Source organism: Actinoallomurus soli, from assembly GCF_024055715.1.
Lineage (GTDB): Bacteria > Actinomycetota > Actinomycetes > Streptosporangiales > Streptosporangiaceae > Actinoallomurus > Actinoallomurus soli.
This window is the reverse complement of the sequence record NZ_JAMXMV010000029.1, coordinates 1-24,930: the sequence shown is the minus strand read 5'-3', so window position 1 is coordinate 24,930 and position 24,930 is coordinate 1. Positions and strand designations below refer to the sequence as shown.

Sequence of the window (24,930 nt, the reverse complement as noted above, 5' to 3'; positions counted from 1 at the left end):
CCGGCCCTCAGTACTTCTCGGTGGAGGGGCGGACGATGTGGCCGGGCTCGTTCGGCTCGGCGGGCTTCTCGTCCTCCGGGCGGACGTCGATGCCCGCCTCCTTGCGCTGCTCCTCGGTGATCGGCGTGGGCGCGCCGGTCAGCGGGTCGAAGCCGGACGCGGCCTTCGGGAAGGCGATCACGTCGCGGATCGTGTCGCGGCCGGCCAGCAGCATGACGACGCGGTCCCAGCCGAAGGCGATGCCGCCGTGCGGCGGCGCGCCGTACTTGAACGCCTCGAGCAGGTAGCCGAACTTCTCCTGGGCCTCCTCGCGCTCGAGGCCGAGCGTCTCGAAGACCCGCTGCTGCACGTCGCCGCGGTGGATACGGATCGAGCCGCCGCCGATCTCGTTGCCGTTGCAGACGATGTCGTACGCGTTGGCGAGCGCCTCGCCCGGCTTGTCGTGGAAGGAGTCGACCCATTCGGGCTTCGGCGAGGTGAACGGGTGGTGGACGGAGGTCCAGCCGCCCTCGTCGGTCTCCTCGAACATGGGCGCGTCGACGACCCACGTGAACGCCCACGCGGACTCGTCGATCAGGCCGCAACGGCGGCCGATCTCCAGGCGGGCCGCGCCGAGCAACTCGCGGGTGGCGTGCGGCTTGCCCGCGCCGAAGAAGACCGCGTCGCCGGGCTTGGCGCCGACCTCGGCGGCCAGGCCGGCCCGCTCCTCCTCGGAGATGTTCTTGGCGACGGGGCCGCCCAGGGTGCCGTCCTCCTGCACGAGGACGTACGCCAGGCCCTTCGCGCCGCGCGACTTGGCCCAGTCCTGCCAGCCGTCCAGCTCCTTGCGGGTCTGGGAGGCGCCGCCCGGCATGACGACCGCGCCGACGTACGGCGCCTGGAACACGCGGAACGACGTGCCGGCGAAGTACTCGGTCATGTCGACGAGCTCGTTGCCGAACCGCAGGTCCGGCTTGTCCGAACCGTACTTGCTGAGGGCGTCGGCGTAGGTCATCCGCGGGATCGGGCGCGGGATCTCGTAGCCGACGATGTCCTTCCAGAGCCGTCCGACGAGGTCCTCGGCGACCTGGAGGACGTCCTCCTGCTCGACGAAGCTCATCTCGATGTCGATCTGGGTGAACTCCGGCTGCCGGTCGGCGCGGAAGTCCTCGTCGCGGTAGCAGCGGGCGAGCTGGTAGTAGCGCTCCATGCCCGCGACCATCAGCAGCTGCTTGTACAGCTGCGGCGACTGCGGCAGGGCGTACCAGTGGCCCGGCTTGAGGCGTACGGGGACGAGGAAGTCGCGGGCGCCCTCCGGCGTGGAGCTGGTGAACGTCGGCGTCTCGACGTTGACGAACCCGTGCTGCCGCATGACGTCGTGGACGATGTAGGAGCCCTGGGAGCGGATGCGCAGCGAGCGCGAGAGGGCCTCGCGGCGGATGTCGAGGTAGCGGTGCTTGAGGCGCACCTCCTCGTTGACGTTGGCGTCCGTCTCGATCGGGAACGGCAGCGGCGCGGCCTCGCTGAGCACCTCGATGTCGGAGGCGACGACCTCGATCTCGCCGGTCGGCAGGTCGGGGTTCTCGTTGCCCTCGGGGCGTACGCGGACCTCACCGGTGATCTTGACGCAGAACTCCGAGCGCAGGTCGTGCGCCGTGTCCTCCTCGCGGAACACGACCTGGGCGACGCCGGAGGCGTCGCGCAGGTCGATGAAGGTGACGCCTCCGTGGTCGCGGCGGCGCGCCACCCAGCCGGCCAGCACGACCTGCTGCCCGGCGTGGTCCCGGCGCAGCGAGCCCGCCTCGTGTGTGCGGATCATCTCTCAGCAAGCCTTTCTTTCAACGTCGTCACGAGCTCGGCGAGCGGCACGGCGACCTGGTCGCCGCTGGCCAGGTCCTTGACCTGGGCGGATCCGGCGGCGAGATCTCGCTCGCCGAGGATGACGGCGTACGCCGCCCCGGACCGGCCGGCCCCTCGCATCGCGCCCTTGAGCTTCTTGCCGTCGTAGGACATGTCGGCGGCGACACCCGAACGGCGCAGCTCGGCGATCAGACCGAAGATCTTACGCTCGGCCTCCTCGCCCAGCGGCACGCCGTACACGTCGACCGTCGGGGCGGTGACCGCGGCGACCTCTTCGGCCTCCATGGCCAGGACCGTACGGTCGAGGCCGAGGCCGAAGCCGATGCCGGGCAGCGGCGGGCCGCCGATGTCCTCGGACAGGCCGTCGTAGCGGCCGCCGCCGCCGATGCCGGACTGCGCGCCGAGCAGCGGGTGGTCGAACTCGTACGTCGTGCGGGTGTAGTAGTCGAGGCCGCGCACGAGGCGCGGGTCGTCGACCCACGGGATGGACAGGTCGGCGAGCAGCTCGCGGACCCGGTCGTGGTGCGCCTTGCAGGCCCCGCACAGGTGATCGGTGACGAGCGGGGCGCCCTCGAGCTGGGCGCGCACCTCCGGCCGCTTGTCGTCCAGCACCCGCAGCGGGTTGATCTCGACCCGGTTGCGGGTGTCCTCGTCCAGGTCGAGTCCGCGCAGGAACTCCTGCAGCGCCGCGCGGTAGACCGGGCGGCACTCCCGGCAGCCCAGGGAGTTCAGGTGCAGGGACAGGCGGGTGAGTCCGAGGTCGCGGTAGAAGTCCCAGGCGAGGGCGATCGTCTCGACGTCGACGGCCGGGTCCTCCGACCCGATCGCCTCCAGGTCGACCTGGTAGAACTGGCGGTAGCGGCCCTTCTGCGCCCGCTCGTAGCGGAACGCCGGGCCGACGGCCCAGACCTTGACCGGCAGCTCGCCCTTGTTGAGGCCGTGCTGGAGCACCGACCGGAGCACGCCGACGGTGAACTCCGGGCGCAGCGTGAGCGACCGGCCGCCGCGGTCCTCGAAGGTGTACATCTCCTTGGTGACGACGTCGGTCGACTCGCCGACGCCCCGCGCGAACAGGCGGGTCTCCTCGAAGACCGGGAGTTCGAGATAGGAGTAGCCGGCGCGCGTCGCGGCCGCGGCGAACGCGTCGCGGGCGGCGAGGAAGGTCGCCGAGCGCGGCGGGAAATATTCGCTGACCCCTCGGGGGGCCTGGAAGTTCGAGCTCATGGTGGTGGTGTCAAAGTCCCCTGTGCGGGCCGTCGATCGGGGCGATGTCCTTCAGGAACGGATTGGTCGCCCGCTCGTGGCCGATCGTGGTCTGCGTGCCGTGGCCGGGCAGCACGGTGGTCTCGTCCGGGAGCGGCAGGCACACGCGCGCCAGGCTCTCCAGAATCGCCGGGTAGTCGCCGCCCGGCAGGTCGGTGCGGCCGATCGAGCCCGCGAACAGCAGGTCACCGGAGAAGATCACCTGCTGGTCCGCGAGCCGGAAGGTCACCGACCCGGGCGTATGGCCCGGGGCGTGCTCGACGATCAGCTCCAGCCCCGCCAGCGTCAGCGTCGCGCCGTCGGCGAGCTCCCGTACGTCGTCGGGCTCGCTGAACGTGAGCCCGCCCAGCAGCTGCTGCCCGACGCCGAGCGGGAAGCCCTTGGCCGGGTCGGCCAGCAACTCCCGGTCGTCCGGGTGGATGTACGCGGGGACGTCGCGCGCGCCGCAGACCGGTGCGACCGACCAGATATGGTCGATGTGACCGTGCGTGAGCATCACGGCGACCGGCTTGAGCCGGTGCTCGCGGAGGAGGTCCTCGACCCCGGACTCGGCGTCCTGGCCAGGGTCGATGATCACGCATTCCTCCCCCGCCGCGGGTGCCACGACATAGCAGTTCGTGGCGAAGGACCCGGCGGGGAACCCGGCGATGAGCACGATCGTCCTCTCTTAAGGCGCCTGCTTCCGGCAGCTTGAGCGTACCGGCGGCACGCGGCCGACCGCGAACGACATACGCGGCAGCGTCGAAGGGCGTCCGCGAAGGACCTGCGGGAGCGCCGCGAGGTGTCCGGTCTTGGACCGATTTGCCTGGCCTCTGTGGGCCACTCAGGAAAATACCGGCCAGGACCGCTACGATGCGCAGCACGTTTCCCTGTTCATGACGCGATTCGATGAGGTGCGACACCGGTGGCGGGTAAAGACCGCAAGAAGCAGCTGGCCCGGCAGCGCTACGAGCGCCAGATGCAGCGCCGTGCGGCCCGGCGGGCGCGAGCACGCAGGATAAAGATCATCGGCACGGTCGCCGCCGTGGCAGTGATCGCCGGTGGAAGCGGTGCCATCGCGTTCGCGATGAACAAGTCGGACAAGAAGACCACTCCGACGGCCGCCGCGTCCGCGTCGAAATCGGCCAGCGCGCAGCCGACCGTCTCGGCGAAGCCCGGCGAATGCGCCTACCAGCCGCTGACGGACTCCCCGAACGCCAAGGACGTCGGCACGCCGCCGGTCAAGCCGGTCAAGGGCACGTACGACATGACGATCGACACCGACCAGGGCAAGATCGTCGCGAAGCTGGACGGCACCAAGGCCTCCTGCACCGTCAACTCGTTCAAGTACCTCGCGTCCAAGAACTTCTTCGACAACACCAAGTGCCACCGTCTGGACACCGGCATCAAGGTGCTGCAGTGCGGCGACCCGACCGGCACCGGCAGCGGCGGCCCGAAGTACGGCTTCGGCAACGAGAACGTCCCCAAGGCCGGGTCGTCCGGGCAGGCGACCTACAAGCGCGGCATGATCGCCATGGCGCACAGCAGCCAGCCGAACAGCAACGGCAGCCAGTTCTTCATCATGTACGGCGACGCCCAGCTGCCCGCCGACTACACCGTCTTCGGAGAGATCACGCAGGGGCTGGACGTCGTCGACTCGGTCGCCAAGGCCGGAGCGACCGCTCCCGACCCGCAGTCCGGGATGACCGCCCCAAAGAAGAAAATTGAAATAAAACACCTCACCGTCGCGAAGATGGGGTAATGGGGAAGGTTAGGGTGGCCTGCGGGAGTACGGCTCCCGAGGTCGTCACGGTGGGTCCGGCGCCCGACGAACGGCCCGGGCCTTGATACAGGAGGCAACGGTGTGCAGCGCCACCGATCCTTGGGGAATCCGGCGCCGGGGAGGCGGAGACGGCTCCGCCCGGACCGCCCGGCCGCTCATGGCGGGCACGCTCCACGACCGGGAGGGCCACGGTGACCGCTGATCCCTGGGGCCGTGTCGATGAGAACGGCACCGTCTACGTCAAGACCGCCGAGGGCGAGCGCACCGTCGGCTCCTGGCAGGCCGGCGCGCCCGAAGAGGCCCTCGCGTACTTCCGGCGCAAGTACGACGCGCTGGTCACCGAGATCGACCTGCTCGAGCAGCGGATCAAGACGACGGACCTGGCGCCCGCGCAGGCCGAGCACAGCATCGCCCGGCTCCGCGAGTCGGTGACCGAGGCCCACGCGGTGGGTGATCTCGACAGCCTGGCACGGCGGCTGGACGGCCTCACCGGGCTGCTCGGCCGCCGCCGCGAGGAGATCAAGGTCGCCCGGGACCAGGCCCGCGGTCACGCCCGCGAGGTCAAGGAGCGCATCGTCGCCGAGGCCGAGCGGATCGCCGCCGAGGAGACGCACTGGAAGAACGGTGGTGAGCGCCTCCGCCAGCTCGTCGAGGAGTGGAAGGCCGCCGAGCGCGTCGACCGGCCGACCGAGACGGCGCTGTGGAAGCGCCTGTCGACCGCGCGCAACTCCTTCACCAAGCGCCGCAAGGCGTACTTCTCCAACCTGGAGGAGGAGCGGGAGAGCGCCCGCCAGGAGAAGGAGCAGCTGGTCGCCGAGGCCGAGGCGCTGAGCGACTCCAACGACTGGGGCCCGACCGCCGCCGCCTACCGCGACCTGATGCGCCGCTGGAAGATGGCCGGCCGTGCGTCCCGCGAGGTCGAGGACGAGCTGTGGGCGCGGTTCAAGGGCGCCCAGGACGTCTTCTTCGCCGCCCGCTCCGCCGCCTTCGCCGAGCGCGACGCCGAGTTCCGGCAGAACGCCGAGGCCAAGGAGAAGGTCCTGGAGGACGCCGAGCGCATCCTGCCCGTACGGGACGTGCGCACCGCCCGCCAGATGCTGCGCACGGTCCAGGAGCGCTGGGAGTCCATCGGGATGGTGCCGCGCGACTCCCGTGACCAGCTCGAGGGCCGGCTGCGCCGGATCGAGGAGGCCGTACGCTCCGCCGAGGAGTCGGAGTGGCGGCGCACCAACCCGGAGGCCCGGGCACGCGCCGAGGCGACCGTCTCGCAGCTGCGGTCCTCCATAGAGCAGCTGGAGGCACGCCTGGACAAGGCGCGCAGCGGCGGGCGCGACAAGGACGTCAGGGACGCCGAGGAGGCCCTGACGGCACGCCGCGCCTGGCTGCAGGAGGCCGAGCGCACCCTCGCCGAGTTCTCCTGAGCACGCGATCACGCCGAAAGGGCCCGGTCTCCCCTGGAGACCGGGCCCTTTCCGTCGTTCTCGCCACGACCGGTGACCCGGCAGGCGCGCTCTCGCCTCGACCGACGATGCGGCGGACGGTTCGAGCGCCTCGGCGGGGTCGCTCTCGCCTCGGGCGCCGCGCGGTCGACCGCCTTCGCCTCAGTTGGTGACGCGGTAGACGTCGTAGACGCCGTCGACGTTGCGGACGGCCTTCAGGACGTGGCCCAGGTGCTTCGGATCGCCCATCTCGAAGCTGAACCTGCTGATCGCGACCCGGTCGCGGTTGGTGGCGACGGAGGCCGACAGGATGTTCACGTGCTGGTCCGACAGCACCCGCGTGATGTCGGACAGCAGGCGGGTGCGGTCCAGCGCCTCGACCTGGATGGCCACCAGGAAGACCGAGTCCTCCCCCGGCGACCACTTGACGTCGACCATGCGGTCGGGCTGAGTGCGGAGGTTCGCGACGTTGACGCAGTCCTCCCGGTGCACCGAGACCCCGTTGCCGCGGGTGACGAACCCGACGATCTCATCGCCCGGAACCGGCGTGCAGCACCGCGACAGGCGGACCCACACGTCCGGGTCACCGGCGACGACCACGCCCGGGTCACCCGCGGGCCTGGACCGCCGCTTTTTGGTCGGGATGACGGTCTCGTCAAGGTCCTCGGCGGCGCTCTCCACCCCGCCGAGGGAGTCGACGAGCTTGCTCACCACGCTCTGCGCGGACAGGTGGCTCTCGCCGATCGCGGCGTACAGCGCCGAGACGTCGGAGTAACGCAGGTCGTGCGCCAGCGCCACCAGCGCCTCCCCGGACAGCAGGCGCTGCAGCGGGAGGTTCTGCTTGCGCATCGCCCGGGCGAGGGCGTCCTTGCCCTGCTCGATCGCGGTCTCGCGGCGCTCCTTGGAGAACCAGTGCTTGATCTTGTTGCGGGCGCGGGCGCTCTTGACGAAGTTGAGCCAGTCGCGGCTGGGCCCGGCGTCGGGCGACTTGGAGGTGAAGATCTCCACCGTGTCGCCGTTGTCGAGGGTCGACTCCAGCGGCACGAGCCGGCCGTTGACCCGGGCGCCGATCGTACGGTGCCCGACCTCGGTGTGGATGGCGTACGCGAAGTCGACCGGCGTCGCGCCCTGCGGAAGGGCGAGGACCTGCCCCTTCGGGGTGAAGACGAAGACCTCCGAGACCGACAGGTCGAAGCGCAGCGACTCCAGGAACTCCGCCGGGTCGGTGGTCTCCTTCTGCCAGTCGAGGAGCTGCCGGAGCCAGGCCATGTCGCCCGTCTTGGCGGGCGACCCGCCGCCGACCGTCTCCTCCTTGTACTTCCAGTGGGCCGCGATGCCGTACTCCGCGCGGTTGTGCATGGCACGGGTGCGGATCTGCAGCTCGACGGGCTTGCCCTCCGGGCCGATCACCGTCGTGTGCAGCGACTGGTACATGTTGAACTTCGGCATCGCGATGTAGTCCTTGAACCGGCCGGGGACCGGATTCCATCGCGCGTGGATCGTGCCGAGTGTGGCGTAGCAGTCGCGGACGGTGTCAACGAGCACGCGGATGCCGACGAGGTCGTAGATCTCCTCGAAGCCGACCTCGCGGGCGATCATCTTCTGGTAGATCGAGTAATAGTGCTTCGGCCGGCCCTTGACGGTCGCCTTGATCTTGGCCTCGCGAAGGTCGGCCGAGACGTTCGCGATCACGTCCTGGAGGTAGACGTCGCGCCGGGGGGCGCGCTCGGACACCAGCCGGGCGATCTCGTCGAACCGCTTGGGATACAGCGTCTGGAAGGCCAGGTCCTCCAGCTCCCATTTCAGGGTGTTCATGCCCAGGCGATGCGCGAGCGGCGCGAAGATCTCCAGGGTCTCGCGGGCCTTGCGCTCCTGCTTCGGCCGGGGCAGGTAGCGCAGGGTGCGCATGTTGTGCAGCCGGTCCGACAGCTTGATGACCAGCACCCGGATGTCGCGGGACATCGCCACGACCATCTTCCGGACGGTCTCGGCCTCGGCCGCCTCACCGTACTTGACCTTGTCGAGCTTGGTGACGCCGTCGACCAGGGCGGCGATCACGTCGCCGAAGTCGTCCCGGAGCTGGTCCAGGGTGTAGGGCGTGTCCTCGACGGTGTCGTGCAGCAGCGCGGCGCACAGCACCTCGGTGTTCATCCCCAGCTCGGCCAGGATCGTCGCGACGGCGAGGGGATGGGTGATGTAGGGATCGCCACTCTTGCGCTTCTGGTGGCGATGGTGGTGGGCGGCGACGTCGTAGGCGCGCTCGACGGTACGCACATCCGCCTTCGGATGGGTGTTCCGGAGCGTCTTGATCAAAGGTTCGAGTACGGGATTCATCATTGGACCACGCTGGGCGCCGAGCCGTGCGAGCCGTCTGCGTACGCGGGCGGCGGACGGCGCGGCCGCGCTGGATGGCGTCGCGTCGCCGTCGTCCGGCTTCGGCTCGGGGGGATCGGCAGGCGCCGCCGGCGATGGGGGCTCTGCCTGGGCCCGCGAGGTCAGCGCGGCATCGGCCACCGCGTCGGACGAGACCACCTCACCGGGCACTCAGCCTCCCAAATCATGCGTCGGAACCACAGTTTATCCGTTGTCGTTTTCCAGTCGGCGCCCATCTCCCATTCCGGTCATCGGCCCGGGGGGATGACCGGGGAATCTCCCGAGCCGGGGGTGGGGGGACGTCCGGACGATCTAGCGAGATGCTGGGACGGCACCGGAGGAACTTGACGCATGAACAAGACACTCAGAAGGATGACGATCTTTTCGCTGCTCCTGGTCCTGGCGCTCATGGTGAACGTCACCTACATCCAGGGCGCGCAGGAGCAGAAGCTGCGTGACGACCCTCTCAACGCCCGGCACTTCCTCGAGCAGTTCAACCGGAACCGCGGGCCGATCATGGCGGGCGGCACGGTGATCGCCAGGTCGCGCGACACCGGGCAGAAGGATTTCCGGTACCAGCGCGAGTACCCCGAATCCGAGGTGTTCGCGCCCATCACCGGCTACTTCGCGCCGAGCGGCGGCGTGACGGGCGTGGAGGCCGCCGCCGACAGCCTGCTGTCCGGCACGGACCCGAGGCTGACCGTCCAGCACTGGTTCGACGCGATCGTCGGCCGTACGAACCAGGGCGCCACGGTGCACACGACGATCGACCCGGCCGCCCAGCGCGCGACGTACGACGCCCTGCGCACGAGCACTTCCCGCCGGGCCGCCGCCGTCGCCATCGATGTGAAGACCGGCGCGATCAAGGTGATGGCGTCCTATCCGTCCTTCGACGCCAACAGCATCGCGGTGCACGACACGACCGCGTCGACGAAGGCGTACGACCGGCTGCTCAAGGCGTCCGGCAGCCCGCTCATCGACAAGGCGATCGACGAGAGCTTCGCCCCCGGATCGACCTTCAAGATCATCACTGCCGCCGCCGGGATGGACAAGCAGGGGCTGAACGAGAACAGCCCCGTCGACACTCCCGGGGTGCTGACCCTGCCCTCCGGGAACCCCCTGCACAACGACGCCGACTCCGGGCCGTGCAACGGCGGGCAGTTGCCGCTCATCACGGCGTTCGCGCAGTCCTGCAACAGCACCTTCGGCAAACTGGCACTGGACATGGGCCAGAAGGCCCTGGGCGCCGAGGCGTCCGGATTCGGGTTCGGGCAGCACATCCCGATCGAGAGCGACCTGCGCAGCGCCGCCAGCGTCTATCCGAAGAACATGGGCGGCGACGACGTCGGGCGCAGCGGCATCGGCCAGGGCAGCGTCTCCGCGACGCCGCTGCAGATGGCCCTCGCCGCCGCCGCGGTCGCCCATGGCGGCGTGGTGATGAAGCCGTACCTCATCCAGCGCATCACCGCCCCGGACCAGTCCGAGATCGAGGCGGCCTCGCCGAAGGAGCTCTTCCACGCCACCAGCGCGCAGACCGCGAGCCAGCTGCGGGACATGATGCGGGAGGTCGTGGCGAGCGGCACGGGAGCCGGCAGGGTGTCCAGCGATATCGCCGGGAAGACGGGCACCGCCGAGACGGGCCTGTCGTACAACGAGCGGTGGTTCGCCGGATTCGCCCCGGCCGATAATCCGCAGATCGCCTTCGCTGTGGTCACCGAGGGCAGCGGCTTCGGCGCGGACGCCGCCGGCCCGATCGTCGACCGCATGGTCCAGGCGCTGGGCGTGCACTAGCGCCCAGCGCCACGGAAGGACCCGTACGCCTCCGCGGACCCGGACGGGCCGGTCCAGGCTCGTACGCCCCTGCGGACACGCCTGACACGGGACGGGCCCGTACGCACCCGCAGGGCTGTGCGCACGGACTCGCGGCGGGGTCCCCGGGAAGGGGGCTACTCAGCCCTGGATGAGGGCGTGGACGTCCAGCTCGGGCAGCCGGTCCCGGCCTTTGAGGAAGCCGAGCTCGATGAGGACGGACAGGCCCGCGACCTCGGCGCCCGAGCGGCGGACGAGGTCGGCGGCCGCGGCGGCCGTGCCGCCCGTGGCCAGCACGTCGTCGACGATGAGCACCTGCTCGCCGGGCGCGAGAGCGTCCTGGTGCACCTCGATGGTCTCGCTGCCGTACTCCAGGTCGTAGCTCTCGGAGTACGTCGCCGCCGGGAGCTTGCCCTTCTTGCGGACCGGCACGAACCCGGCGCCGAAGTGGTAGGCGACGGGAGCCGCCAGGATGAAGCCGCGGGCCTCGATCCCGACGACCTTGTCGATCGTCCCCCGGCCGTAGTAGGCCACGACGGCGTCGACGACGGCCGCGAACGCGGTGTGGTCCGCCAGCAGCGGAGTGATGTCCTTGAAGACCACACCGGGCTTGGGATAGTCGGGGACCTCGCGGATCCGCTCGTTGATCAGCTTCGTCAGGTCGACCGGTCGCGAGGTCACGTTTCTCCTCAAGGACGCCATCTCGCGGCGGATCAGGCGATCCGCCGCGAGATGGGCTCAGTGCTTGTTCTCCGGTGCCGCGCCGGCCCTCCGACGGGGCGTTGACGGCGGCTCCGGTGTCGGCTCAGCGCTTCTTCTTGCCGCTGGGCCGTCCCTTGGAGCCGCCCCGGCGCGGCTGTTGCCGCGGACCATTCTGCACGACCCGGACACCGGCCCCGACAGAGGATGCCTCGGCCTCGTCGTCCGGGACGTCCTCCTGCGGCAGTTCGGCGACCTCGACCTCGGGCTTGGCCTTGCGCTTGGCGCTGTTGGCCTTGGCCGCGACCCGCTTGGCCAGCGTCTTGTACTTCTCCTGCCGTTCCTGCAGGTCGGCCACGATCGGCGTGGCGATGCAGATCGAGGAGTACGCGCCGGCCAGCATGCCGACGAACAGGACCAGGGCCAGGTCCTTCAGGGTGCCGGCGCCGAGCACGCCGGCGCCGATGAACAGCAGGCCCGCGACGGGCAGCAGCGCGATGATCGACGTGTTGATCGACCGGACCAGGGTCTGGTTGACCGCGAGGTTCGCCGCCTGGCTGTAGGTCATGGTGTTCGAGGTGGTCAGCGACCGGGTGTTCTCCCGGACCTTGTCGAACACGACGACCGTGTCGTACAGCGAGTAGCCGAGGATGGTCAGCAGGCCGACCACCGAGGACGGCGTCACCTCGAACTGCACGAGCGAGTAGACGCCGACCGTGATCAGGATGTCGTGCGCCAGCGCGATGATCGCCGCGACCGCCATCCGCCATTCGAACGCGATCGACAGGTAGATGATGATCGCGACCAGGAAGACGAGCAGACCCTCGAGGGCCTTCTGCGAGATGTCCTTACCCCAGCTCGCGCCGACGCTCTGCGGGCTGACGTCATCGGGCTTGGCCAGGTGCAGCCTCTGCTGCACCGAGTCCTGGACCTTGGTGACGTCCGTGGAGCTCAGGCTCTCGGTCTGGACCCGCCAGCCCGTGCCGGTCTTCTGGACGATGGGGTCCTCTTTGACGACCCCGGAGCTCTTCACCGCGTCGCGGGCGTCGGAGGTCGTCACCCCCGGCTTCGTCGGGAACTGGAAGACCGTGCCGCCCTTGAACTCGACGCCGAAGTTCAGGCCGAGGGTGAGCAGCGACACGACACTGATGACCAGAATCAGCCCGGAGATGGCGTACCAGGTCTTCTGCCGCCCTACGAAGTCGAGCGAGATCTCGCCGCGGTGCAGGCGACCGCCGATGTTGCCCAGGCGTGACATCAGGCTCAGGCCTCCTTCGTGCCGACGGGACGGGTGGGAACGCGTTTGGTCACGCCCAGCGTCGTCGGGTCGAGGCCGGAGAACCGGTGGCCCCGGCCGAAGAACTTCGTACGGGCGAGCAGCGTGACCATCGGCTTGGTGAAGAAGAACACCACGACCACGTCGATCAGCGTGGTGAGCCCGAGGGTGAAGGCGAAGCCCTTCACGCCGCCGATGGCGAACCAGTAGAGCAGCAGGGCGGCGATGAACGACACCGCGTCCGCCACGATGATCGTGCGCCGGGCGCGGACCCAGCCGCGTTCGACGGCGGTGCGGAGCGTGCGGCCCTCACGGACCTCGTCCCGCAGCCGTTCGAAGAAGACGACGAAGGAGTCGGCGGTGATGCCGATCGCCACGATCGCACCGGCGATGCCCGCCAGGGACATCCGGAAGTTGATGAACTTCCCGAGCAGCACGACCGCCTCGTACGTGAGGATCCCGGCGACCGCCAGGCTGGAGATCGCGACGAAGCCGAGGCCGCGGTAGTAGAAGAGGCAGTAGAGCACGACCAGGCCGAGGCCGATCGCGCCGGCGAGCAGGCCCGCGGTGAGCTGGTCCTTGCCGAGGGTGGCCGAGACCGACTCGATCGAGCTCTGGTTGAACTTCAGCGGCAGCGCGCCGTACTTCAGAACGTTGGCCAGGTCGGTGGCGTCCTGCTGGTTGAACTGACCCTCGATCTGCGCGTTGCCCGACGTGATCGCCTCCTTGACGCCCGGCCAGGAGTAGACCGTGCCGTCGAGGACGATCGCGAAGTGGTTGCGCGTGTTGTTCTCGCCGAGCGCGGCCGCCTGCTGGGTGAAGGTGGCGAACGACTTGGTCGCGGTGCCGTTCAGGTCGAGGCTGACGACCCACTGCACCCGGCCGTTCTGCGGGTCCGGCGGCATGGCCTGCGCCTTGGTGACCTGCTCACCGGAGATCTTCGCCGGGCTCAGGATGAACTTGTAGTCGACCTTGTGGGTCTTGGGATCGGGCTTCGCGCACACCGCGGCCTGCTTGGCCGGGTCGAGCGTCCTGCCCTGGCCCACGTCGTTGCCGGTGCAGGTGAGCTTGTCGAACTGCGCCTTGACGGCCGGGTCGACGCCGGAGAAGTCCTCACCGGTCGACTGCTGCTGTTGCTGCTGGAGCTGCTGCTGCAACTGCTGGAGCTGCTGCGGGGTGAGCGACTGCGAAGCGCTGGGGCGGGCCGAGGGCTTCGCGGACGTGGACGGCTTCGGCGTGGACGACGCCTTGGTGAGGGCCTCCGCCAGCGCGCGGCCCTTCGGCGTCGCGCTCGCCGACGCCGACGGCTTCGCGCTGCCCGACGGCTTCGCACTGCCCGATGGCTTCGGGCTGGCGGAGGGGCTCGCCCCCTTGGTCTTGCCCGTGCTCGTCGGGCTGGGAGCCGGGGTCGGCGCCTGCTGAACGCCCACCGGCGCGGCGACCAGGACCTGGCGGAACTCCAGCTTCGCCGTGGTCCCGATGGTCTTGACGACCCGCTCCTGGCCCTGTCCGGGCACCTGGACGACGATGACGTTGTTGCCCTGCTTGGTCACCTCGGCCTCGGAGACGCCCAGGCCGTTCACGCGCTCGCGCATGATCTTGATGGCCTGGCCCATCTCGGAGTCACCGATCTTGGCACCGGGCTTCGTGGGCTCCGCGGTGAGCGTCACGGTGGTGCCGCCCGCCAGATCTAGGGCCAGTTTGGGCTTCTTCTGGCCCTGCCAGAACATCAGGCCCACCAGGGCTACGACTATCGCGAACAGCGCGAGGAGAACGCGCCCTGGTTTTGCAGTGTTTCTGCTTGGCGGAGCCACGGTCGTCTTTCGTCCTTCGTCTACGGTCAGGTGGTCAGGCCGAGGGCTTCTTGCCGGCCCTCTGCTCGCCGTCCTTCAACGTTTCCGCTGATGCCTTGTCCTCCGCGACCGTCTTCGCGTCGGTCTTCGGCTCGATGTCGTCCTGCGCGACCTCGGGCTCGTCATCGGCCGCCGCCTCGTCGGCGGCGTGCTCCTGACCGGGCTCCTCGGCCTCGTCGACCTCCTCATCCTCTTCCTCATCGGAGGAGTCGTCCAGGACCTGGCCGATGGCCTGCTTGACGAAGCGGGCCTCGACCCCCGGCGCGATCTCCAGGACGAGCGCGTCGTCCTCCACGGCCGCGACCGTGGCGAGCATGCCGGCGGTCGTCATGACCCGCTGGCCGGGCACCAGCTGGTTCTGCAGCTGGGCCTGCTGCTGCTGCCGCCTGCGCTGCGGGCGGATCAGCAGGAAATAGAAGACCACGACGATGAGGATCAGGGGAAGCAGCGACATCAGCGGGTTGCCGCCGCTCTTCGCTGCGACGACGTGAGTGAGCGCTGTGATTGTTGTGTTGCCCTGCACCGGGGCATCCTTCCGATGTGAGTGTTGAGCCCGCCGTCGACTTATTCGCGCCGCGAAAGGCGTGCCATCTGCAGACGGCGACCAAGCTCCGGAGTGTAAAGGAGTATCTGAAACCCCGGCAATGACGGGACGAACCCGCGCACCGAGAAGTTCCGCGTCACTCCTCCGCTACCTCGAAAAGCGTACCCGCCGCCGTGGGCGGTGGGGCGAGACCGAGATGCCGCCAGGCGGCCGGCGTCGCGATCCGGCCCCGCGGGGTACGGGCGATGAGCCCCTTGCGCACCAGGAACGGCTCGGCCACCACCTCGACGGTCTCCGGCTCCTCCCCCACGGCGACGGCGAGCGTCGACAGGCCGACGGGGCCGCCGCCGAACTTGGTCAGCAGCGCCTCCAGCACCGACCGGTCGAGCCGGTCCAGGCCGTCGGCGTCGACCTCGTACAGCGTGAGCGCCTGCCGCGCGATCTCCTCGTTGATCACGCCGTCGGCGCGCACCTCGGCGTAGTCGCGGACCCGCCGCAGCAGCCGGTTGGCGATCCGGGGCGTGCCACGGGCGCGCCGGGCGATCTCGGCGGCGCCCGCGTCGTCCATCCGCACGTCGAGGAGCCGGGCCGACCGGTGAATGATCTTTTCCAGGTCGGCCGGCTCGTAGAAGTCCATGTGCGCGACGAACCCGAACCGGTCGCGCAGCGGCGCCGGCAGCAGCCCGGCACGGGTCGTGGCGCCCACCAGGGTGAACGGGGGGATGTCCAGCGGGATGGCGGTGGCACCCGGTCCCTTGCCGACCATGACGTCGACCCGGAAGTCCTCCATCGCGACGTACAGCATCTCCTCGGCCGGGCGGGCCATCCGATGGATCTCGTCGAGGAAGAGCACCTCTCCCTCGGACAGGGTGGACAGGACCGCGGCGAGGTCACCGGCGCGCTCGATCGCCGGGCCGGAGGAGATCCGCAGCGGAACGCCGAGCTCGCCCGCGATGATCATCGCGAGCGTGGTCTTGCCCAGACCGGGCGGCCCGGACATCAGCAGGTGGTCCGGCGCCCGGCCGCGCCGCAGCGCGCTGTGCAGCACGAGCGACAGCTGCTCGCGGACCCGCGCCTGACCGATGAACTCGTCGAGGCGCTTGGGCCGCAGCGCCGCCTCGATGACCTTCTCGTCGCCGTCGGCGATCGGCGAAACGAAGCGCTCGTCGTTCATGCGCCCGCTCCCCTGCCGTCGCGCGGGTCGCCCCCGGCCCGTACGGCGTACCAGCCCCCGGCCCGTCTAGCGGACCCGTCCTCAGCCCTTATAACGGGCCCATCCTCACCTCGTACGGCGTGCCCTCCCTCAGCCCGTACGGCGGGCCCTCCCGCGTCCTCAGCGGCGAGGCGCGCGGCGCCCTCGGTCGGGACGACGGCCGCCGGGGTCATCGGCTCAGCCTCCGCATGGCCAGCTTGAGCAGGGTGGCGAGGTCGGGCGTCTCCTGGCCGTCGACCTCGGCGGCCACCGCGTCGACGGCGGCGTCCGCCTCCTTGCCGGACCAGCCGAGGTTCGTGAGCCCGGCGTGCACCTGGTCGCGCCACGGCACGGCACGGGCCACGGGGACGGGCGCGTCCAGGTCGTCGGTGGGCATGCCGAGGCGGTCCTTCAGCTCCAGGACGATGCGCTGGGCGCCCTTCTTGCCGATCCCCGGCACCTTGGTGAGGGCGTTCACGTCCTCGGTGGCGACGGCGCGGCGCAGGGCGTTCGGCGGGTGGACGGCGAGCATGGCCAGCGCGAGCCGGGGGCCGACGCCGCTCGCGGTCTGCAGCAGCTCGAAGATCGTGCGCTCGTCGTCGTCCGCGAAGCCGTACAGCGTGAGGGAGTCCTCGCGAACGATCAGCGAGGTGGGGACATGCGCCTCGTCGCCGACGCGCAGTCCGGCCAGCGTGGCGGGGGTGCACTGGACGGCCAGGCCGACGCCGCCGACGTCGATCACGGCGCCGTCCGGTCCGGCGCCGGCGACCTTGCCGCTGACGAAAGCGATCACTACGCCGTCCCTCCGTGTGCCGCGGGCCGACCGGCCGGGCCTCCGTGCTCACCGCGGGCGGCCCGAACCGCCCGCGAGTGGTCGTCTCCGCTCACTTCTCGACTCCGTACCTTCTCATCCTCGCCGCCTGAATGCGCGCCTGGGCGCCGCCGCGCCACACGTGGCAGATGGCGAGGGCCAGCGCGTCGGCGGCGTCGGCCGGCCGCGGCGGGGTGTCCAGCCGCAGCAGCCGGGTCACCATGCTGGTCACCTGGGCCTTGTCCGCCCGGCCGTTGCCGGTGACGGCGGCCTTGGCCTCGCTCGGGGTGTGCAGCGCGACGGGCAGCCCCCGCCGCGCCCCGCAGACGATCGCGACGGCGCCGGCCTGAGCGGTGCCCATGACGGTGGAGACGTTGTGCTGGCTGAACACCCGCTCGACGGCCACCGCGTCCGGGCGGAAGTCGTCCAGGAGCCTCTCCAGACCGCGCTCCAGGCCGACCAGCCGGGTTCCGATGTCGTCGTCGGGGCTGGTGCGGATCACGTCGACGGTGACGAGCCGCAGCGGCGCGCCCGGCGCGCCGTCGACCACGCCCACGCCGCACCGGGTCAAGCCGGGGTCGACGCCGAGTACCCGCACGACCGCTCCTTCCGCTCCGAACAGGTGTTCGCAGCGAGGCTACTCGCCACATACGACGCCCGGGCCGCCCCGGCCCCGGCGTGTCGCACCGGAATCGTCAGAAGTAGTCCAGCATGTACGGCGTCCCGCCGAACGCGACGTCGAGGATCGCGTCGGCGGAGGCGTCGCCCTCCGCGAGGCCGGAGCGGCGCAGGCGGCTCATCGGGGCGCCCGCGTAGAGCGCGGCCAGGCCGCGGGCGGACAGGCGGACGGCGTCCCTGCCGTCGCCGGCGGGCGTCAGGGCTCCACGGCCGCCGTCGAGGGTCAGCCGCCACGTGCCGGCGTTGCCCGGACGGGCCTCGTCGGTGATCTCCAGAGGGATCTCCGCCGACACCCCGCCGGGGAAGCCGCGGGCGGCGACGGCCGCCGGAGCGTCGAGCACCCGCAGCATCCACGAGACCCGCTTGACCTCCTCGTGAGAACGGTCGCGCAAAAGCCAGAACAGGGGATCGTCCGGGGCGACGCACGCGTACACGCTGCGGGCGACCGACGAGCCGGACCCGACCAGCGCCCACAGGGCCCGCGCGGTGTCGGCGGACCCGGCCACGCAGCGATGCACGACCAGGCCCCGGGCGTCCGTGCTCCAGCCGTAGGCGAGGAAGCCGTCCTCGGCGAGGTAGGCGAAGACGTCGTCGCGGTCCAGCCGGTCGCGGAACCAGTCCTCACCCCGGTCGATCGGCCCGTCGTCCCGCGCCTCGGCGTGCAGGCGACGCAGCACGCCGACGATCTCGGGAGCGTCCTCCGGCCCGGCGCGCCGTACCTTCACCGGACCGGCGGCCAGCGTGCGCAGTGCCTCGGTCGGGACGGTGACGAAGTGCTGCGCGCCCGCGTGCTCGTATCCGACGGAGCGGTACACCGGCGCGGTCGCCGGGTACAGCGCCGTGAGCGGCAGGCCGTCCATGGAATCCAGCAGGCCCCGGGCCAGGCGGCGCCCGATCCCACGGCCGCGTTCCTCGGGGGCCACGACGACGCCGGCCACGCCGCCCATCGGCACCGGCCGGCCGTGCCACCACTGCTCGAAGCGGTGGTACCGGCCGGAGGCGACCAGCCGGCCGCCGTCATAGATCCCGAGCACCCGGCCCTCACGTACGGCCGTGCGGGTGCGGCGCAGCCACCCCGCCTGGTCGGTCGGCCCGAACGCCCGGAGATTGACGTCGTAGGCGGCGGCAAGGTCCTCAGGGGCGAGCGCACGAATGTCCACGTGGGTACGCTACGGCATCGCCCGGGGCGGCCCCGCGGCCGCCGGAAGGTGCTCCGGCGGCCGGCGGATCAGGCTTCGATCTTCTCCATGATCTCGTCGGAGACGTCGAAGTTGGCGAAGACGTTCTGCACGTCGTCGCTGTCCTCCAGCGCCTCCAGGAGGCGGAAGACCTTCTTGGCGTTGTCCTCGTCGACGGGGACGCTGACGCTCGGCAGGAAGTTGGCCTCGGCGGACTCGTAGTCGACACCGGCGTCCTGCAGGGCCTTGCGGACCGCCAGGAGGTCGCCGGACTCGCAGATCACCTCGAACGACTCGCCGAGGTCGTTGACCTCCTCGGCGCCCGCGTCGAGGACCGCCAGCATGACGTCGTCCTCGGAGGTGCCCTCCTTGGGCACGATGATGACGCCCTTGCGGTTGAACAGGTACGACACGGAGCCCGGGTCGGCCAGCGAGCCGCCGTTGCGGGTGAGCGCCGTGCGTACGTCGGAGGCCGCGCGGTTGCGGTTGTCGGTGAGGCACTCGATCAGCACGGCAACGCCGCCGGGGGCGTAACCCTCGTACATGATCGTCTGCCAGTCGGCGCCGCCCGCCTCCTCGCCCGCGCCGCGCTTGCGGGCCCGCTCGATGTTGTCGAGGGGCACCGAGTTCTTGCGGGCCTTCTGGATGGCGTCGTAGAGCGTCGGGTTGCCGTCCGGGTCGCCTCCGCCGGTCCGGGCGGCCACCTCGATGTTCTTGATGAGCTTGGCGAAAAGCTTGCCCCGCTTGGCGTCGAGGGCGGCCTTCTTGTGCTTCGTCGTCGCCCACTTGGAGTGGCCGCTCATTGGGTTCCCTTCACCATGTCGAGGAAGAGCCGGTGGATCCGCGCGTCGCCGGTGAGCTCCGGATGGAATGACGTCGCGAGCAAGTGTCCCTGCCGGACCGCAACGATCCTACCGGCGGCGTCGCCGGACTCCGCACGCCCGAGGACCTCGGCGTCGTCGCCGGCCGACTCCACCCACGGCGCCCGGATGAACACCGCGTGGTACGGCGCGTCGAGCCCCGTCACGTGGATGTCCTCCTCGAACGAGTCGACCTGGCGGCCGAACGCGTTGCGGCGCACGAGCATGTCGATGCCGCCGATGGTCTCCTGACCCTCGGCGCCGTCGGCGATCCGGTCGGCCAGCATGATCATGCCGGCGCAGGAGCCGTAGGCCGGCATGCCCTGCTCGATCCGTTTGCGCAGCGGCTCCAGCAGCTCGAAGGTGCGCGCGAGCCGCCACATCGTGGTGGACTCCCCGCCGGGGATGACGATGGCGTCGACGCGATCGAGCTCCTCCGGACGGCGTACGGACTCCGTCGAGGCGCCGCAGGACTCCAGCGCGCGCCGGTGCTCGCGGACGTCGCCCTGCAGTGCGAGCACGCCGATCGTCGGGACAGCAGCCACGAATCAGCCCTTCAGAAATGAGATGTACGGACAATGAGCCTAGTGCCTGTCATAACAACGGCAGCAGGGAGTGATCTTCCCCGCTCGCACGGCAGGGAGCGGTCCTCCCCGCTCGCGCGCCGGCTCCGCGCTCAGCGCGCCCGGCCCGTGTGCCGCGGTGCGCCCCGCGCGCACCGCGCGGCTCGCGTGCCGCGTTCGGTGCCTACGCGTGGACCTGGACGGCCCGCGCCATGCGGCGCAGCTCCGGGGTCAGGTGCCCGACGTCGACGACGACGTCGCTCACGACGGCGTGGGCCGGCCCCGCGGGTGAGAACGACGTGGCGCACAGGCTCTCGGCCTCGCAGAGCGTCTCCTCCGCGGCCCGCAGATCACGGATCTCCGTCTGCGCTCGCGCGACGTCGATCAGATGGCGGCCGTAGGACCGCGGCGACAGCTCGCCGGCGTGCACGTCCCCGGCCGACCGCAGCGCCAGGCCGGGTTCGTGGAGCATCGCGTAGGCGTGGGTGGCCTCCGTCGCCACCCGGGCCGGGCCGAACCCCACGTGATAGTCGAGGCGGTCGCGGGAGAACCGGCGCGCGGCCGATCCGGCGAGTCCCAGGTACTCCGTCGTCGACGCGGTGCGGTCCGCGGCGCTGGCCGCGGCCATGGCGGCCAGCAGCAGGCCGCCCCACACCGTCAGGTCGCGGAGGGCGGCCTCGTCCATCGACGGCTCGGTGCTCGCGGCGATCGAGACGGCGTGCTCCTCGGACGCCCGGGGGCGGCCCTCGCACAGCAGGGTCCAGGAGTAGGTGCCGTGGAGCGTCTCCCACTCCAGCTCGTCGCCGCCGCCCTCGGCGGCCCGGATCGCGCATTCGGCGGCGACCTCGGCGAGGTCGCACCTGCCGTAGTGCACGAACAGGCGCGCGGCGAGCTGGTGCGCCTCGGCGAGCGGCCCGGCCGCGCTCGCCCCGAGCTCGCTCGACGCGAGGCGGGCCTCGCCGATCAGGCCCGGCAGCAGTCCGGCGAGGCGTGTCATGTTCCCCATCCGGTAGGCGTGCCAGGCGGCGTCGACCGCGGCGTTCAGCTCGGCGAGGTCGGGGGCCTCCCCGGCGTCGTCGGTGTCCATCCCGGGCATCGAGTCCACCGACGCCACGACGTCGCCGAGGTCCTGGACGTCACCGGGCGGGCCCGGAGCGCGTTCCGCGCCGCGTTCCTCGGACCGGCGCCCGCCGAGCAGCCGCGAGACCTCGACGTTCAGCGCGTCCGCGAGCCTGGTGAGCCAGGTGAGGCGCGCCGTCCCCCGCCGGCCGTGCTCGAGCTTCTCGATCAGGGCGACGTCCACACCGGAGTCGTCCGCCAGTTCCCGCCGGGTCATGGAGCGCTCGTCGCGGAGCGATCTGAGCCGGTCACCGATGTTGTCGGGCTCGGACACTGTTCTGCACCCCCTGGTGCCGCCTGCGCTCCAAGCACTGCGCTCAAGGCGCTGCATTCAGGCTACGACCGATTCATCCCCAGCGGCCAGCCCGAAAAGGGGGTTATCGGAGAGGCCGAGACGAAGGGCCCGCCGGTCGGTAGACGGAGGCACCCGCCGCTCGGTAGACGGAGGCACCCGCCGCTCGGTAGACGGAGGCACCCGCCGGTCAGCGCGAGACGCGGCCCAGCTTGGCCGGCGAACGGATCTTGAACCGGCGGAGCGAGAGCTCCAGGGGCAGGAAGCCGTCGTCGCCGCGCTCCGTGAGGCCACGGCCGAACAGGTGCTCGCGGGCCAGCGCCAGGCCGAACTCCTCATAGTCGAACGGCAGGGGCACGTCGGGCGCGCCCTCGTCGATCGCCCTCCAGAAGGGCGCCTCCACCGGGAGCCGCTCCCCCAGGTCGACGACGACGCCGTCCTCGGCCGTGACGAACACGTCCCGTCGCGGACGGTCGCCGGCGTACCACCGGAACCAGCACCCCGACACCATGCTGTGCAGGACGAGCACCCCGCAGGTGGACCCCGGCAGGGCCGCCGCGATGTGGTCGGCGAGCGTACGGGCCCGGTCGTCGACGTCGTAGAGCCGCCGGTCACAGACGACCAGCGCGTCGCCGTACGCGCCGACGAACAGTTCGTCCTCGTACGGCCACAACGCGAAGTCCAGGACCGTGTCGCCGCTCTCGACGATCGCCGAATCCGGGTAGAGGCGCCGCGCCAGATCGGCGGCGGCGTCCGGGTCCGGGATCAGGCCCTGCCGGAACGCCCGGACCGGATCGTCAACGCTCGCGCACGCCAGCGCGATGGACCACGCCATGGGTCTCGTCCCTCCTGCGGCCACTGCACCGGTCCCGCGGAAGCGTCCCGCCGCCGGGCCCAGGACAGGTTAGCCCGCCCGCGCCGTGCTGGGGAGGGCCCGGTCGCCCGGCGATCTCCATGCCTCGCTCGATGATCTCCGTGCCTCGGCCGGCGAGCCCGCCGGGCCCCCTGGCCGGGGGCCCCTCTCCGGTGTGCTCGATCATCGGGCCGGGACGACGAGGACGGTCCCTTACCAACCGCGTCCGGCGAGCCGGTCGGAGTCCTGCAGCGTCGAGACGTTGATGCCGACCATCGCCTCGCCGAGCCCGCGGGAGACCTTCGCGATGACGTCGGGGTCGTCGTAGAAGGTGGTGGCCTTCACGATCGCCTCGGCGCGCTTGGCCGGGTCGCCGGACTTGAAGATGCCCGAGCCCACGAACACGCCCTCGGCGCCCAGCTGCATCATCATCGCGGCGTCCGCCGGGGTGGCGATGCCGCCCGCGGTGAACAGCACGACGGGGAGCTTGCCGGCCGTGGCGACCTCCTTGACCAGCTCGTACGGGGCCTGCAGCTCCTTGGCCGCGACGAACAGCTCGTCCTCGGGCAGGGCGGTGAGGCGCCGGATGTCCTGGCGCAGGCGGCGCATGTGCGTCGTGGCGTTGGAGACGTCGCCGGTGCCGGCCTCGCCCTTGGAGCGGATCATGGCCGCGCCCTCGGTGATGCGGCGGAGCGCCTCGCCGAGGTTGGTGGCGCCGCAGACGAAGGGCACGGTGAAGGCCCACTTGTCGATGTGGTTCTCGTAGTCGGCCGGGGTCAGGACCTCGGACTCGTCGATGTAGTCGACACCGAGCGCCTGCAGGACCTGAGCCTCGACGAAGTGCCCGATGCGCGCCTTGGCCATGACCGGAATCGACACCGCGTTGATGATGCCCTCGATCATGTCCGGGTCGCTCATCCGGGAGACGCCGCCCTCGGCCCGGATGTCGGCGGGCACGCGCTCGAGCGCCATGACCGCGACGGCGCCGGCGTCTTCGGCGATCTTGGCCTGTTCCGGGGTGACGACATCCATGATCACGCCGCCCTTGAGCATCTCCGCCATCCCCCGCTTGACTCGGGCGGTGCCGGTCTCCGGAGTGGCGGTGGGCTGGGCGGGGGTGGCAGTGGACACGGGCTACCTCTTAGGAGAAATCGATCACGCTTGTCGCTCTCCATGGTAGTTCGAGGTGGGAGGGGTCGGCGCCCGGCTCCGGCGACGCCCGGTCGCGGCGGTGTTCACGGGGTGACGGGACGGCCCGCGTTGACGAGGACGATCCAGACCTGGCCGGGCGCGAAGGTCATCGGCCGTCCCGACGGGGTGGTGTAGGTCGTGCCCTGGTCCTCGGACGCGCGGGACCAGCGGGCGTCGTACGCCTTGCCGTCGCGCAGCACCGTCGCCGTCCCGGTGCCCACCGTCTGCATCAGCGGCGTGTAGTTGCCGAGGAAGTCGTGGAACTGCGACCGGGTCGTCCGTACCCGCTGGACCACGACCGTCTGCCCGCCGAGCCGCCCGCCTTCGGCGGCCTGGTCCGGACGGCCGTCCTGGGACACGAGCCAGCGGTGTTCCCCGGCCGACCAGTGGAAGACGAGCGTCGACGACGGGTAACGCGCGGTGTAGGACGTCGTCGCCGTGCCACCGGGCGGCGCGGCGCCGAACCGGAAGCCGATGTCCCGGGCCGTCGTCGCGCCGGGCGCCTTGGCGAGCAGTTCCTGCGGCGACGCGTACAGGTTGTACGGGGCCGGGTGGGGCCCGCCGCGGGTGTAGGCGCCGGCCGCCTTGTCCGGGGAGACGTCGATCAGCGGGGCCTGCGCGAGGTAGGGCTTCATCTTGCTCTGCACGCCGGAGTAGGCGAAAGCGGGCCGGCCGAACTGCGGCAGGATGTGCAGGTCCGAGATTCGGGCGCTGCGGACCGGTCCGACCTGCGGCGGGAGCGTCGAGGAGTAGACCGCCATGATGCGGGACAGGCCGCCTTCGACCTGTTCGACGTAGACGATGTCCGCCGAGCGCAGGCCGCGCTGGGGCTTCGCCGACCGGGTGTTGTCGATCTTGACGGCCAGGACGGGGCCGTTCCGCGCGCCCGGGCGGCCGGTGAAGGGGTGGACCGGCTGAGCCGACGGCGACGGGGCCGGCGTGACCGCGGGTGCGGGGGTGCCCGCGGCTCTGGGCGGGGCCGCGCCGTTCGGCTCACTGGAGCACGCCGAGAAGGTCAGGACGGTGAGCGCGGCGGCGCTCAGCGCGGCGGCGCGTGGACTCTTGTGCGGCTGGAGAACGGACATGACGCGTCCTCTCCCACTAAATCCGGGAAAGGGCCAGACTAACCGAACGGCTCACCAGCCGACGGTGCCACCCGCGCATCCGCACCGGTCAGCGAGGTCGTACGGCCCCGGCGGAGGCCGAAGCGGGGACGCCGACCACCCACGGGCTCGGACCGCCCGGTCGCCGCTTGGGGACGCCGACCACCCACGGGCTCGGACCGCCCGGTCGCCGCTTGGGGACGCCGACCACCCACGGGCTCGGACCGCCCGGT

The 24,930-nt window shown here is 70.9% G+C and carries 21 protein-coding genes; 3 read left to right on the top strand and 18 right to left on the bottom strand.

Annotation, left to right across the window (positions count from 1 at the left end; all coding sequences use genetic code 11):
- Positions 1–7 precede the first annotated feature (7 nt).
- The 3 genes from aspS to NDW01_RS38175 are packed head-to-tail and all read right to left on the bottom strand — an operon-like array spanning position 8 to position 3,757.
- On the bottom strand, positions 8–1,798 hold the full coding sequence (gene aspS, locus NDW01_RS38185) for an aspartate--tRNA ligase (protein WP_252829273.1): 1,791 nt from the start codon (positions 1,796–1,798) through the stop codon (positions 8–10).
- On the bottom strand, positions 1,795–3,063 hold the full coding sequence (gene hisS / locus NDW01_RS38180; protein WP_252829272.1) for a histidine--tRNA ligase: 1,269 nt from the start codon (positions 3,061–3,063) through the stop codon (positions 1,795–1,797). The genes aspS and hisS overlap by 4 nt, the downstream gene beginning before the upstream one ends.
- A gap of 10 nt (positions 3,064–3,073) precedes the next feature.
- Positions 3,074–3,757, bottom strand: a complete 684-nt coding sequence (locus NDW01_RS38175) for an MBL fold metallo-hydrolase (RefSeq protein WP_252829271.1) — start codon at positions 3,755–3,757, stop codon at positions 3,074–3,076.
- A 249-nt stretch (positions 3,758–4,006) separates the two neighbouring features.
- Here NDW01_RS38175 and NDW01_RS38170 point away from each other — a divergent pair, with 249 nt between their 5' ends.
- Positions 4,007–4,843, top strand: coding sequence for a peptidylprolyl isomerase (locus tag NDW01_RS38170; protein ID WP_252783304.1), 837 nt, complete (start codon positions 4,007–4,009; stop codon positions 4,841–4,843).
- Positions 4,844–5,055: 212 nt separating this feature from the next.
- Entirely contained in the window at positions 5,056–6,285 is a 1,230-nt protein-coding gene (locus tag NDW01_RS38165; RefSeq protein WP_252829270.1) for a DUF349 domain-containing protein, read from the top strand.
- Between the two features lie 180 nt (positions 6,286–6,465).
- On the opposite strand, the gene NDW01_RS38160 is transcribed toward NDW01_RS38165, so the two are convergent.
- Entirely contained in the window at positions 6,466–8,847 is a 2,382-nt protein-coding gene (locus NDW01_RS38160; RefSeq protein ID WP_406567798.1) for a RelA/SpoT family protein, read from the bottom strand.
- Between the two features lie 201 nt (positions 8,848–9,048).
- Here NDW01_RS38160 and NDW01_RS38155 point away from each other — a divergent pair, with 201 nt between their 5' ends.
- Entirely contained in the window at positions 9,049–10,467 is a 1,419-nt protein-coding gene (locus tag NDW01_RS38155; protein ID WP_252829269.1) for a peptidoglycan D,D-transpeptidase FtsI family protein, read from the top strand.
- Positions 10,468–10,626: 159 nt separating this feature from the next.
- Here the strand turns inward: NDW01_RS38155 and NDW01_RS38150 are convergent, their stop codons facing one another.
- The 14 genes from NDW01_RS38150 to NDW01_RS38085 all read right to left on the bottom strand — a co-directional run bounded on the left by NDW01_RS38150 (position 10,627) and on the right by NDW01_RS38085 (position 24,679).
- A complete protein-coding gene (locus NDW01_RS38150) occupies positions 10,627–11,187 on the bottom strand; it encodes an adenine phosphoribosyltransferase (protein WP_252829268.1) in 561 nt (186 codons plus the stop codon).
- Between the two features lie 103 nt (positions 11,188–11,290).
- Positions 11,291–12,442 (bottom strand): protein translocase subunit SecF, encoded by a 1,152-nt coding sequence (secF, locus tag NDW01_RS38145; protein WP_252829267.1) that lies wholly within the window; start codon positions 12,440–12,442, stop codon positions 11,291–11,293.
- A gap of 5 nt (positions 12,443–12,447) precedes the next feature.
- On the bottom strand, positions 12,448–14,190 hold the full coding sequence (secD, locus tag NDW01_RS38140) for a protein translocase subunit SecD (protein ID WP_252829348.1): 1,743 nt from the start codon (positions 14,188–14,190) through the stop codon (positions 12,448–12,450).
- A 118-nt stretch (positions 14,191–14,308) separates the two neighbouring features.
- On the bottom strand, positions 14,309–14,836 hold the full coding sequence (gene yajC, locus NDW01_RS38135) for a preprotein translocase subunit YajC (RefSeq protein WP_252829266.1): 528 nt from the start codon (positions 14,834–14,836) through the stop codon (positions 14,309–14,311).
- A 157-nt stretch (positions 14,837–14,993) separates the two neighbouring features.
- Positions 14,994–16,031: a Holliday junction branch migration DNA helicase RuvB gene (gene ruvB, locus NDW01_RS38130; RefSeq protein ID WP_252829265.1), complete on the bottom strand. Its 1,038-nt coding sequence runs from the start codon at positions 16,029–16,031 to the stop codon at positions 14,994–14,996.
- A 208-nt stretch (positions 16,032–16,239) separates the two neighbouring features.
- Positions 16,240–16,842: a Holliday junction branch migration protein RuvA gene (ruvA, locus tag NDW01_RS38125; protein ID WP_252829264.1), complete on the bottom strand. Its 603-nt coding sequence runs from the start codon at positions 16,840–16,842 to the stop codon at positions 16,240–16,242.
- A 91-nt stretch (positions 16,843–16,933) separates the two neighbouring features.
- Entirely contained in the window at positions 16,934–17,458 is a 525-nt protein-coding gene (gene ruvC / locus NDW01_RS38120) for a crossover junction endodeoxyribonuclease RuvC (RefSeq protein ID WP_252783296.1), read from the bottom strand.
- Positions 17,459–17,555: 97 nt separating this feature from the next.
- Complete coding sequence (locus NDW01_RS38115; protein WP_252829263.1) at positions 17,556–18,698, bottom strand: GNAT family N-acetyltransferase; 1,143 nt, start codon at positions 18,696–18,698, stop codon at positions 17,556–17,558.
- A 68-nt stretch (positions 18,699–18,766) separates the two neighbouring features.
- Positions 18,767–19,519 carry a YebC/PmpR family DNA-binding transcriptional regulator gene (locus tag NDW01_RS38110; protein ID WP_252800010.1) on the bottom strand — a complete coding sequence of 251 codons (753 nt, stop codon included), beginning with the start codon at positions 19,517–19,519 and terminating at the stop codon, positions 18,767–18,769.
- Positions 19,516–20,121, bottom strand: coding sequence for a pyridoxal 5'-phosphate synthase glutaminase subunit PdxT (gene pdxT / locus NDW01_RS38105; RefSeq protein WP_252783293.1), 606 nt, complete (start codon positions 20,119–20,121; stop codon positions 19,516–19,518). The genes NDW01_RS38110 and pdxT overlap by 4 nt, the downstream gene beginning before the upstream one ends.
- 202 nt (positions 20,122–20,323) lie before the next feature.
- Positions 20,324–21,532, bottom strand: coding sequence for a helix-turn-helix domain-containing protein (locus tag NDW01_RS38100; RefSeq protein ID WP_252829262.1), 1,209 nt, complete (start codon positions 21,530–21,532; stop codon positions 20,324–20,326).
- Positions 21,533–21,740: 208 nt separating this feature from the next.
- Entirely contained in the window at positions 21,741–22,385 is a 645-nt protein-coding gene (locus tag NDW01_RS38095) for a DUF6928 family protein (RefSeq protein WP_252829261.1), read from the bottom strand.
- Between the two features lie 231 nt (positions 22,386–22,616).
- Entirely contained in the window at positions 22,617–23,534 is a 918-nt protein-coding gene (gene pdxS / locus NDW01_RS38090; protein ID WP_308211865.1) for a pyridoxal 5'-phosphate synthase lyase subunit PdxS, read from the bottom strand.
- A gap of 104 nt (positions 23,535–23,638) precedes the next feature.
- Positions 23,639–24,679 carry a DUF3048 domain-containing protein gene (locus NDW01_RS38085; protein WP_252829260.1) on the bottom strand — a complete coding sequence of 347 codons (1,041 nt, stop codon included), beginning with the start codon at positions 24,677–24,679 and terminating at the stop codon, positions 23,639–23,641.
- Positions 24,680–24,930: the final 251 nt, after the last annotated feature.

Excerpts from the sequence above, each read along its gene's own strand:
- secF (WP_252829267.1), bottom strand. The coding sequence starts at position 12,442 with ATGTCACGCCTGGGCAACATCGGCGGTCGCCTGCACCGCGGCGAGATC.
- NDW01_RS38110 (WP_252800010.1), bottom strand. The coding sequence starts at position 19,519 with ATGAGCGGCCACTCCAAGTGGGCGACGACGAAGCACAAGAAGGCCGCC.
- NDW01_RS38085 (WP_252829260.1), bottom strand. The coding sequence starts at position 24,679 with ATGTCCGTTCTCCAGCCGCACAAGAGTCCACGCGCCGCCGCGCTGAGC.
- aspS (WP_252829273.1), bottom strand. The coding sequence starts at position 1,798 with ATGATCCGCACACACGAGGCGGGCTCGCTGCGCCGGGACCACGCCGGG.
- NDW01_RS38150 (WP_252829268.1), bottom strand. The coding sequence starts at position 11,187 with ATGGCGTCCTTGAGGAGAAACGTGACCTCGCGACCGGTCGACCTGACG.
- NDW01_RS38155 (WP_252829269.1), top strand. The coding sequence starts at position 9,049 with ATGACGATCTTTTCGCTGCTCCTGGTCCTGGCGCTCATGGTGAACGTC.
- secD (WP_252829348.1), bottom strand. The coding sequence starts at position 14,190 with ATGTTCTGGCAGGGCCAGAAGAAGCCCAAACTGGCCCTAGATCTGGCG.
- hisS (WP_252829272.1), bottom strand. The coding sequence starts at position 3,063 with ATGAGCTCGAACTTCCAGGCCCCCCGAGGGGTCAGCGAATATTTCCCG.
- NDW01_RS38095 (WP_252829261.1), bottom strand. The coding sequence starts at position 22,385 with ATGGCGTGGTCCATCGCGCTGGCGTGCGCGAGCGTTGACGATCCGGTC.
- ruvB (WP_252829265.1), bottom strand. The coding sequence starts at position 16,031 with ATGAACGACGAGCGCTTCGTTTCGCCGATCGCCGACGGCGACGAGAAG.